The organism is uncultured Rummeliibacillus sp. (genome assembly GCF_934216135.1).
Classification (GTDB): Bacteria; Bacillota; Bacilli; order Bacillales_A; family Planococcaceae; genus Rummeliibacillus.
Genome location: NZ_CAKQBI010000017.1, coordinates 53,186 through 63,735, shown reverse-complemented (window position 1 = coordinate 63,735; position 10,550 = coordinate 53,186). Strand labels below are relative to the sequence as shown.

Here is a 10,550-nt window from a genome sequence, read left to right as displayed (position 1 = left end):
ATCAGGGGGGCCTGGGAGAAAGGGTTTATTCGCTCTTTGGCCTGGTTTATTCGCTCTCTTGAGGTTTTTATTCGCTCTTGCGGCTACTTTATTCGCTCTTTTTTGAATTGTATTCGCTCTCTTAGCATTTTAAGTCATAACGAGGTTTCATTCTTGCGGGGCTGTACTGAATTTTTTCTATTTGATCAGGGGGTTCCTGGGAGAAAGGGTTTATTCGCTCTTTGGCCTGGTTTATTCGCTCCCTCGAGGTTTTTATTCGCTCTTGTGGCTACTTTATTCGCTCTTTTTTGAATTGTATTCGCTCTTTCAGCAATTTACGTCATAGCGGACATTAATTTATCGGCTTTGCAGGTGATTCCTCTCTTTGGCTGAGTTCATCATTCGGTTCAAAAGAAAAGAGCCTCTATTCGGGCTCTTTATTCGTATCCGTTTGGGTTGTTTGTTTGGAAGTGCCATGAGTCTTGGCACATTTTGTCGATGTTGAATTGCGCTTTCCAGTGGAGGGTTTGTTGTGCTTTTGTGGTGTTGGCATAGCAAATGGCGCTGTCACCTGGGCGGCGGTTGGTGATTTTGTATGGTATTTTCTTTCCAGTTACTTTTTCGAAAGTTTGGATTAGTTCTAGAACAGTGTGGCCTTTTCCTGTTCCGAGATTAAAGGCTTCGATTCCTTTGTAATCGGAGAGATATTCTAGTGCTTTTACATGTCCTTTTGCTAGGTCGACTACATGGATGTAGTCACGTATGCCTGTTCCATCAACGGTTTCGTAATCATCACCAAAGATGGAGAGTTCTTGTCGTTTTCCGACGGCAACTTGTGTAATGTATGGCATTAAGTTATTGGGAGTGCCGGATGGATTTTCTCCTATTTTCCCGCTTTCATGTGCGCCTATGGGGTTGAAGTAACGCAATAAAGCGATGCGTGATTCAGTATCTGCCTGGGCGATATCTTGTAACATTCTTTCAATTATTAGTTTTGTTTGACCATATGGGTTAATGGCGTTTAGGGGGTGGGTTTCATCGATTGGGACCTCTTTTGGTATACCATAAACGGTTGCTGAAGAACTAAATACCAATTTTTTGACGTGATGACGTTGCATTGCTTGGAGTAACTCGATAGTTCCTTTGACATTGTTGTCATAATAGATGAGTGGGTTTTCAACAGATTCGCCAACTGCTTTTAGTCCTGCAAAGTGCATGACCGCATCTATTTTGTAATTGTTAAACAGTTGATCTAGAAGTTCTTTGTCCCGGATATCTCCTTCTATAATAGGAAAAGTCTTTCCGGTTATTTCTTGGACTTTTTGAAGGGCTATTGAATGACTATTACTTAAATTGTCTAATGAAATAATGTGATATCCTGCTTCTAATAGTTCGATACATGTGTGTGATCCAATGTATCCTGCTGCTCCTGTTACTAAGATACAGTTTGTATGCAAGATGATTCCCCCACTTTCTGGATTCAGCGATACTTTTCTATCTACCGCTTTTATAGATTCATATGCTCTTGTAGCTGAATCTATGAGGGAATGATAATTTTTGATAAAAAAAGATGATGCCTATGAGAAGACATCATCTTTTCCCTATTTTTTAAATACTTCTTGGACAATTTTTTCGGTTGCGTGACCTGTTTCCCAACAGCAGATTTTTTCGTAGAATTCATCGTATTTTTCTTTATAGTCTTCTTCGATTTGATCGATATGTTGAACAGCATTGATGATTTCGTCTGTTGTTTTTAAAATTGGTCCTGGCATTTGGTTTTCATAATCTAGGTAGAACCCACGCAATTGGTCTCGATATTTTTCTAAATCGTATGCGTAGTAAAGGATAGGTCTTCGTAAATTTGAATAGTCGAAGAAAACAGATGAGTAATCGGTGATCAAAATATCTGAGATTAGATATAGGTCTGCGATATCATCGTGTTTTGACATATTGTAGACGAAGCCTTCAAAGCCATCGATGTTCAAATTATCCGCGATAAAATAATGCATGCGCAAAATAATAATATAGTCGTCGCCAAGCTTATCGCGTAGCTTTTGAAGATCAAATTTTAAGTCAAATTTGTATTTTCCTGCTTCGTAAAATTCATCATCTCGCCATGTTGGTGCATATAATACAACTTTCTTATCCAATGGCATGTTGAGTGATTTTTTTACTTTTGTTATATATTCTCCGTTGTTGTTTTGATATAACGTATCGTTTCTTGGATAGCCGTATTCAAGCATTTTCTTATCAAACTTAAATGCTGATTTGAAAATTTCAGATGAATATGGGTTAGCTGCGATTAGATAATCCCATAGACGCGATTGTTGGTAGAAATTCTTTTTGTATTTTGGATTTGCTGAATAGACTTCATCCATATCAAATACAAGGCGTTTTAATGGTGTTCCATGCCAAGTTTCTAAGAAAACATTGCCTTCTCTTTTTTTCAAATGAAGAGGTTGGCGCATATTGCTGACCCAGTATTTAGCTGTCGCTAGGTGATAATAATATGCAAGGCTTAATCGTTTTACTTGTTTCGCTTTTCCTGGGAGCTTCCGGCCTGTTTCATTGAAAACCCAAACAAATTCGTAATCAGGATAGTGTTTTGTCATATATTCATAAATTGCTTTTGGACTATCTGCATACTGTTTTCCTAGGAAGCTTCCGAAAACAACTTTCTTGTCGTTCAATGGCATTTTCATAAAGATTCCACGATAGATTTGACGATAGAACTTGTTAACGCTTGTCATAGATTTCTTTGTATCTCTTACAAAATGGTGGAAACCTAAGAGACGGAAGTATTTTTTATATTGTCCTTTTTGTAAAGCTTTAAGTTCTCCGCGAATGACAACATTTTGTTTTTTCAATTGGTTGTATGATACTAACTTCATGATTGTAGAAAGAGTTTCAAATGCAGATTTTTTCTTGTCTTCTTCTTTCATCAATAAGATGAATTTTGAGCGATATAATCTGATCAACTGGATATCTAAATATTTGCTGACTGCTTCGTTATTATTTTCATATTCCTTTTTTAGTCGACTGTAAATATCCGCAAAGTCTTGAAGTAATACATCACGTTCACGTTGACCTAATGATGGATTGGTAATAGGGTCATTTCTAACTCTACGATAATAGTATGAGTTTTTTCCCATTACGATTTTGTATTGTTTATAAATTGGCATTAAGAAAGATAATTCGGAATAGCTATCCACTTTTTCGTCAAATTTTAAATCTAGGGACTTAATCACTTCTAGTGGGAAAAGCGCACTTGATACTGCCATTCGTTTATAAAATTCAAAGTGTGGAAGGGATTTTGTACGTAAAGATTCTTCTTCCTGCTCTTTCGTCGAATCTTCTATACTATCTTTTTTATCTATTTTCACAACATGGCCTGTATAAATTGTGTTTGGTTTATCTCCTTGTAAAAGATATTCGATAGCTTTTTCGTGAAGCATGTCATCACTATCTACAAAGTACACATATTCTCCTGTTGCTTGTTTAATAGCTAGGTTACGGCAGTAGCCAACACCCATTCTTTTGTGGTTGGTAATACATTCAAAGCGATGATCTTGAGTTACAAATTGGTCAATAATTTTATGGGATTGATCTGTCGATGCATCGTTAACAATAATAACTTGTAAATCTATGTATGATTGCCCTGCTATAGATTGTAAACATTCTTGTAAAAATTCTTCCGTGTTGTATACGGGTACTATGACACTTACTTTTTGGTTCATAAATATTTGACACCCCTTTTTAACTTGTTGCACTGTTTTTCTTAATGAATAACCGATTTCAAGAAGACAATTATTTTTCAAAAGTGTCGCATATTTTATTTATATACTTTTTTGACAGTCTTCAATTTAATTATCTCAGTCGAAAATTAGAATTTGATGAGAAATCTTATAGAATTTATTAAAACATTGCATTCAGAAAGCATTATTTTGTTTCCTTTAATTTCCTTTATCTTAGGATTTGACAAGATTCGACATGAATATTGCTTCTTTTTAGAAAATGGATTATGAGATATGATATAATCTGTAACTATAGATAAGAATTTCTAGATTGGGTGAATGAATGAGAAAAGAATGGTTAATAGGACTTTTTTTATTTATAAATAAATGTATTTTTTTCATTTTCAATATGTTTCCTTTGAAGAGGAAAATCGTTTTTCTTTGCGATTTTGGTGATAATGCTCGTTTTGTAGTGAACGAACTTACAAGACGTGATTTTAAAGATGTCGTAGTTTTACGTACAAGCAAATGTAAAGAAAGTTTCATAAGATCTAATGTAGATACTGTATTGTCCTTTAAGATTCGCAATTTGTTCGATTATGTTAAAGGACTTTATCATTTAGCGACAGCTGAAACTGTTTTAGTGGATAACTATTTTGCTATACTAAGTGTTATGAATTTCCGACCTAATGTTGAATGTATTCAATTGTGGCATGCTGCAGGTGCGGTGAAGAAATTTGGTATGCAAGATCCTAGTGTTTTATTTCGTTCACCTAGGGCTATTAAACGTTTCAAACGAGTTTACAGTCAGATGAATAAAGTGGTCGTCGGTTCTGATGAGATGGTTCCTATTTTCAAGGCTGCTTTTGACATGCAGGATCAGCAAATATTGCGAACAGGGATTCCACGTACAGATTTCTTTTATGATGAAGATGCGGTAGAAGCTGCAAGACGAGAGATGCTTACAAAATATCCGATGCTTAATGGCAAAAAGGTTATTCTATATGCGCCTACTTTCCGAGATCAACAACTCGATGCGCAAAGTATCCCTCTAAATTTTGAGGATATTATAGAGCAACTTGGTGAAAACTACATTATGATGATTAAATTACATCCAGCGGTGGCACATAATTTAGGGAACTTTAGCCATCCGTTAATCGTCTCAGTAGAAAATGATGTACCTATCAATAAACTTCTATGTGTAACGGATTATGTCATTAGTGACTATTCTTCTATACCATTTGAGTTTTCTTTGTTGGGCAAGCCACAAATTTTCTATCCTTATGATATTGAAAAATATGAAATGGAACGTGGATTTTGGACAGATTACAGTAAATTAGTCCCCGGACCAGTAGTATCTACAGATGATGAACTTGTATTCGTGTTAAAAAAAGATGAGTTTGATATGGAGCAAGTTAAGACATTTGCTGATACATGGAATATGTTTTCAGATGGCAATGCTAGTAGCAAATTAGTGGATTATTTATTGAAAGATTTAAGAGGAGAGTAAGCCTCAGGAGTTCTTTCATTTTTGTATAAATTGTAATATAATACGCATTAGTATATCTATGGAGGCACAATATGAAAAGAGTAATTACGTATGGTACGTTCGATTTGTTACATGTTGGTCATGTTAATATTTTACGCCGTGCCAAAGCACTTGGCGACTACCTAGTTGTGGCAATTTCGACTGATGAATTCAATGCATTAAAAGGCAAAAAAGCATATTACAGCTATGAAGATCGCAAAACTATTTTAGAAGCCATCAAATATGTAGATGAAGTTATTCCAGAAAATACTTGGGAACAAAAAATCCAAGATGTGAAAGATCATAACATCGATACTTTCGTAATGGGACATGATTGGGAAGGAAAATTCGATTTCCTAAAAGACTATTGTGAAGTTATTTATCTTCCACGTACAGAAGGTATTTCAACTACGAAGATTAAAAAAGATTTAAATGCTGCAGCTACTACTGTAAAATAATAAAGCCTTGCCTAAAATTTTATAGACAACAAAAAAGCCCGACAACTTATGTTGTTGGGGTTTTTTGTTTTGTAATAATTTTTCTAATTATATTCTAGGGGTTTTCTCTTTATTAGCGGGATTTATTTCCTTTATGGGGACTTTTATTTCTTTTTTGAAGGATTTTATTTCTATATCTAATAGTTTTATTTCTATTAGTTTTTTATAAAAAGCCCTAAAGTTAGTTTTTATTTTGCTAACTTTAGGGCTTAGATTCTAATGATTAAAGTGTTTTGATAAATGCTTCTAGGCGGTCCATGCCTTCTTTAAGTTCTTCGTCTGAGTATGCGTAGGTGATACGTAGGTAACCTTCTCCGTATGGTGTGAAAACTGATCCTGGGATGACACCGACGCCGCCTTCTTTTCGTTGCATGAGGCGGATTGCGAATTGTTCAGATGTTAGTCCAAATTTCTTGATAGATGGGAAGATGTAGAATGCACTGTTTGGTTTTTTTACTTCAATACCCATTTTAACAAGGCGATCGTAGACATAATCGCGTCGTTTGATATAGCTTATGTTCATCTCTTGTGGCGTATCTTTGCAATTGGTTAGTGCTTCGATTGCTGCATATTGGCTTGGAAGCGCTGCGCAGATTGCATTGAATGAATGAATTTTCGCTACTTCAGCGATTAATCGAGCGTCTGCCATTAAAAAGCCTATGCGCCATCCTGTCATGGAGTGAGATTTAGAAAGACCATGGATAAGGAATAGGCGATCTTTTAGCTCGGCATAGGAACCGAATGAGCGATGTTCTCCGACAAATGTGTTTTCGCTATAGATTTCATCTGAAATAATGTAAAGATCTTCATCCTTCAATACATTTGCAAGTGCATCCATTTGTTCATGGGAAATTGTTGCACCTGTTGGATTAGATGGGAAGTTAAATAAAACGGCTTTTGTTTTTGGTGTGATTAGTTTTGCTAGGCGTTCGGCAGATGGTTGGAAGTCTGTATCTGTTGTGTCTAGGTAAACTACTTTTGCACCGCAATACGTAATGACTGGTTCATATCCAGAATATATTGGTGCTGGTAAAATGATTTCGTCCCCAGGTGCTAAGATTGTACGGAAAACAGAGTCAATAGCTTGTGTTGCACCGTTTGTAACAAGGATTTCATCTTCCGGTTTGTAGTGACAATTATATTTTTCGGCGAAGAAGGCGGCCACTGCTTTACGTAATTCGATTAATCCTGGATTTGCGGAGTAAGTTGTTAAGTTATTTTCAATCGCTCGTATTCCGGCTTGTTTTACTGATGCTGGTGTTGGGAAGTCGGGTTGGCCAATTGTTAAATTAATCGCATCTGGATAGTTAACTAATTGATTTGAAAATTTACGAATTCCAGGTAAACCTAGTTGATCCATTTTTGGATTCATTGATAAAGACATGTGAAAATCCTTCTTTCGTTATGTTTAAATTTAGTTATCGTATTTATTATACTCATAAATCTGAAAAATGAAATATTTTATTGCTTATTTTTTGGGTGTATTTGATAATTTATTAGATAAATTTTAAATATTCTAATTATTTATTCATTAAGTTCGGAAAAGATATTAAAATTTGCTCCGCATTTTATTCGTTTAGAACTTTTATAATCAAAGTTTTCATAAAAACTTTTCGACAAATTTCCCCAATTCAGTAAATTGTGGATAAGTTTATACACATTCCCCACATAGTTGTACGTACATTTCGTTATTTATCCACACAGTTTAATCACAACTTATCCACTTATAGTTGTGGATAATATGCCAGTTGTTTATCACTGAACAATCTGATAAATTAAATGTACAACTTAGCAACTATCAATATATTCCTCTTTTATATACATTAGAACATGAAACTTTCAGATGGAGGTGAATATAAAAATGGATAAACTATCGGACGAATTATTAATCGAAGCTTACAACGAAGCGAAGACATTTCAATTAAACACAGATTTTATTCGTTTGTTAGAGGATGAAATTTTAAGGCGAATTGCAATTAGAATGATATTAGATTCTAATACAGAAAATATTGACGTCATCAAAACTTCCCCAATAGATTCAAATGCATTCAATAGATATTTTAACCTTGCTTAGATTGTTTTTAGGTGTGCTCAAAAAGTAAATACTTACTAACTGTATGTATTGTTTACTTTTGAGTACTAATGTATTTAACAACCTCACATACATCTGCATATTCTATGCTTATGGGCCATTATCCAAAGTATTGTGGCCAGATCAATAAACGTGGGAGGATATAAATTGAATCCTTATTCAAATGGTGTTATCTCGTATTCGTTAACACAAATGTATCAACCACCTTATTCTCAATACACTGCTCCTGTTCGATTTTTTCTAGTGCAACCTCCATCAATATATGATTATCGCTGTAAAAGTAAGGCCGAAACAGATTATGTTAGTATGAATCGGCTTCTTTGGATGGAGCATGTAAACTGGACTCGTATGGTAATTACGAGTATCGTTTTTAACTTACCCGATGTACAATTTGTTGAAGAACGTCTTTTAAGAAATGCGACAGATTTAGGAAATTGTCTTCGTCCTTTCTATGGTGATCAAGTGGCGGATCATTACACAAAGCTTATCCATGATCATCTTACGATTGCAGCTGAACTTGTTACAGCGGCTGTTAAAGGTGATACAACTACCGCAAATGCCAAAGAGATAGAATGGTATAAGAATGCAGATGATATTGCCCTATTTTGGAGCAAGATTAATCCTCATTTACAACAAGAAGATGTTAAGAAGATGTTCTATACTCATTTGGATTTAACGAAAAAAGAAGCCGTTACGATGATTCAGAAAAAATATAAAGATGATATTGAAACATTTGATCAGATTGTTATGGAAGTTTTAATGATGGCTGATATGCTTTCAAATGCTGTTGTGATGCAGTTCTATCAATATTTCCAGTGCCGGTATTAAGGTGTGAAACATTGTTAATGTGGCTACAATTTTATTATTTTTCTGTCTGGCTTTCTTTTATCGGCAAGTAAAGGCAAGCTTTTTTATATTTTGAATAATGGACAATCGGTTTGTTCTTTTGTACTTGGCCCATTAAATATGGCGCTATTGTATTTTCATGAACGACTCCATGTGTACGCTGTAATACCTATTGCGTATGTCCATTATATTGTCGGATCAGTGTCCCCATTGTTTTTGTCCATAAATAATGCCGTTCTGTTAGCCAAAATTCTAGTGGTGTCCGCATGATTGGCTCAGATATTGGTTTAACAGTGGCTATTAATGTTTCTGGTGTATGACCATTTTCTTCCCTTCTATTTTGGAATGTTAAGATATCTTTGTCTCTTTTCTCATACATTTTCGCAAACTGAAAAGGTAGTATGTCCCCTACACTCGCTAGCTTCGATACGATTGGATTATTTACGTTTATGTTAAAAAAATATACACCAGACTTTCCCTTATATTTCACATAAGTTCGTACGTTTAGCTCCAAAAAAGAGCTTGTCCCTGGAATAGGTGGTATAAATCTTACGCGCATACGCTTCATCTGAAAGTACACAACTCCAAGCCAGGCCATTCCATCGAATGTATCAATCTCCAATTCTTGTGGCACATGTTCTCGCAAGTCCTTTGCCATTATCGGCCAATGAAGAAAATACACATCCTGCCATTCCTGTTCCATCACCCACGGTCCTTTACTCATATATGTATCCCTCTTTTCAGAAAGTCATGATCATACATAGTATTTGCAATAGCAAGTGGATTCAGACAACAGATTTGATGATGGTTTATTTAGGTAGGGTTTCGAGGTCACGCGGTTTCGGTGGTCAGTCACGCGGTTTTCGGCGTCAGTCACGCGGTTTTCGGCGTCAGTCACGCGGTTTCGAGCTCTCCTCCCGCGTTTATAGAAATTGAATCCACGTTCTACACAATTTAAGTCCTGCATGAATAAAGCTCGATTCCGTTTTTCACAGTTCGAGCTTTTATCTTTTATGTGAACGGATATATAACTCATCCATCTGACGATAATTGTTTCTTGAGTATTTTTTGTTTTAGATCAATCATTTTTTCTTTGGATGGATAGAGGAATGTTGAGTTTAGAGCTTTGTCGATGGAAATTAGAGCATCATCAAGTTCTTTTGCCTTTAGTTGCGCATCCGCTAAATAATACCAGTAGTATGAGTAATTGTAGATTTGGACTAATTGTTTATAAAAAGAAACAACTTTTTTAAAATAATAGGGATAAACATCTTTGGCTAGTACAAACTCTTTGCCATCGTATCGATATACGTCAACCATATAGGCATCTCCTGTATCATGACTCCAAATTGCCAATTTGTATTGACCATCTTTTCCGTATCGTCCGGGCATATCTTCCACAAATAATTTACTATAAACCGTATTGTTCGGAAGCAAATTGGTGAATCCATAGCCCTTCCACTGTAAGATGATTAGTTCTGACCATATGCTTCCAATTTGCCAACCTACGATTAGTGATTTTACGCCATTGGGGGTTATTTGAACTGCCATTAGCTCAGTGATTGCATATCCTTTTCCTTTGATCTCCATAACGGGGTACCAATAGTCTATTGTTTTTTTTAATAAAAGAAGATAATTTTCTCCTCTAAATTGATAAGCAACGATTAGCTCTTTTAAGCGGTCTCCATCTATATCTGCCAACAAAATGGCCGGTCTGTTGTTTTGTAATTTTAGAATAGTGGCTGTCGGTGGTAAAATATTTTCCAACAACTGTTCGATTTCATCCATGTCTCCCCACCCTCTCATAGTAGTGTATGCTTACTTGGGAATGGGGAATAGTTGGGTAACATGCTGTACTTTTATATTTGGAGGTA

The 10,550-nt window shown here is 35.5% G+C and carries 10 protein-coding genes; 5 read left to right on the top strand and 5 right to left on the bottom strand.

Annotated elements, in window-relative coordinates; translation table 11 throughout:
• The coding region (locus tag Q0977_RS11900) for a hypothetical protein (protein WP_299514140.1) at positions 1-291 on the top strand (291 nt) is incomplete at its 5' end.
• A 125-nt stretch (positions 292-416) separates the two neighbouring features.
• Here the strand turns inward: Q0977_RS11900 and galE are convergent.
• Positions 417-1,436 carry a UDP-glucose 4-epimerase GalE gene (gene galE, locus Q0977_RS11895; protein ID WP_299514138.1) on the bottom strand — a complete coding sequence of 340 codons (1,020 nt, stop codon included), beginning with the start codon at positions 1,434-1,436 and terminating at the stop codon, positions 417-419.
• 144 nt (positions 1,437-1,580) lie between these two features.
• Positions 1,581-3,716, bottom strand: coding sequence for a bifunctional glycosyltransferase family 2 protein/CDP-glycerol:glycerophosphate glycerophosphotransferase (locus tag Q0977_RS11890; RefSeq protein ID WP_299514136.1), 2,136 nt, complete (start codon positions 3,714-3,716; stop codon positions 1,581-1,583).
• Positions 3,717-4,056: 340 nt separating this feature from the next.
• Here Q0977_RS11890 and Q0977_RS11885 point away from each other — a divergent pair, with 340 nt between their 5' ends.
• Together Q0977_RS11885 and tagD are read left to right on the top strand one after the other, a co-directional pair.
• A complete protein-coding gene (locus Q0977_RS11885; protein ID WP_299514133.1) occupies positions 4,057-5,223 on the top strand; it encodes a CDP-glycerol glycerophosphotransferase family protein in 1,167 nt (388 codons plus the stop codon).
• Positions 5,224-5,294: 71 nt separating this feature from the next.
• Complete coding sequence (tagD, locus tag Q0977_RS11880) at positions 5,295-5,699, top strand: glycerol-3-phosphate cytidylyltransferase (protein ID WP_299514130.1); 405 nt, start codon at positions 5,295-5,297, stop codon at positions 5,697-5,699.
• A gap of 262 nt (positions 5,700-5,961) precedes the next feature.
• Here the strand turns inward: tagD and Q0977_RS11875 are convergent, their stop codons facing one another.
• Positions 5,962-7,122 (bottom strand): aminotransferase class I/II-fold pyridoxal phosphate-dependent enzyme, encoded by a 1,161-nt coding sequence (locus tag Q0977_RS11875; protein ID WP_299514128.1) that lies wholly within the window; start codon positions 7,120-7,122, stop codon positions 5,962-5,964.
• Positions 7,123-7,599: 477 nt separating this feature from the next.
• Between Q0977_RS11875 and Q0977_RS18265 the strand changes: the two genes are divergently transcribed.
• Positions 7,600-7,812: a sporulation histidine kinase inhibitor Sda gene (locus Q0977_RS18265; protein ID WP_367269475.1), complete on the top strand. Its 213-nt coding sequence runs from the start codon at positions 7,600-7,602 to the stop codon at positions 7,810-7,812.
• A 165-nt stretch (positions 7,813-7,977) separates the two neighbouring features.
• Positions 7,978-8,658 (top strand): hypothetical protein, encoded by a 681-nt coding sequence (locus Q0977_RS11865; RefSeq protein ID WP_299514125.1) that lies wholly within the window; start codon positions 7,978-7,980, stop codon positions 8,656-8,658.
• Between the two features lie 187 nt (positions 8,659-8,845).
• Here Q0977_RS11865 and Q0977_RS11860 read toward each other — a convergent pair whose 3' ends face one another.
• On the bottom strand, positions 8,846-9,400 hold the full coding sequence (locus Q0977_RS11860; RefSeq protein ID WP_299514122.1) for a YqjF family protein: 555 nt from the start codon (positions 9,398-9,400) through the stop codon (positions 8,846-8,848).
• A gap of 308 nt (positions 9,401-9,708) precedes the next feature.
• A complete protein-coding gene (locus tag Q0977_RS11855) occupies positions 9,709-10,464 on the bottom strand; it encodes a hypothetical protein (RefSeq protein WP_299514119.1) in 756 nt (251 codons plus the stop codon).
• Positions 10,465-10,550 lie beyond the last annotated feature (86 nt).

Excerpts from the sequence above, each read along its gene's own strand:
- Q0977_RS11890 (WP_299514136.1), bottom strand. The coding sequence starts at position 3,716 with ATGAACCAAAAAGTAAGTGTCATAGTACCCGTATACAACACGGAAGAA.
- Q0977_RS11885 (WP_299514133.1), top strand. The coding sequence starts at position 4,057 with ATGAGAAAAGAATGGTTAATAGGACTTTTTTTATTTATAAATAAATGT.
- tagD (WP_299514130.1), top strand. The coding sequence starts at position 5,295 with ATGAAAAGAGTAATTACGTATGGTACGTTCGATTTGTTACATGTTGGT.
- Q0977_RS11875 (WP_299514128.1), bottom strand. The coding sequence starts at position 7,122 with ATGTCTTTATCAATGAATCCAAAAATGGATCAACTAGGTTTACCTGGA.
- Q0977_RS18265 (WP_367269475.1), top strand. The coding sequence starts at position 7,600 with ATGGATAAACTATCGGACGAATTATTAATCGAAGCTTACAACGAAGCG.
- Q0977_RS11860 (WP_299514122.1), bottom strand. The coding sequence starts at position 9,400 with ATGAGTAAAGGACCGTGGGTGATGGAACAGGAATGGCAGGATGTGTAT.
- Q0977_RS11855 (WP_299514119.1), bottom strand. The coding sequence starts at position 10,464 with ATGGATGAAATCGAACAGTTGTTGGAAAATATTTTACCACCGACAGCC.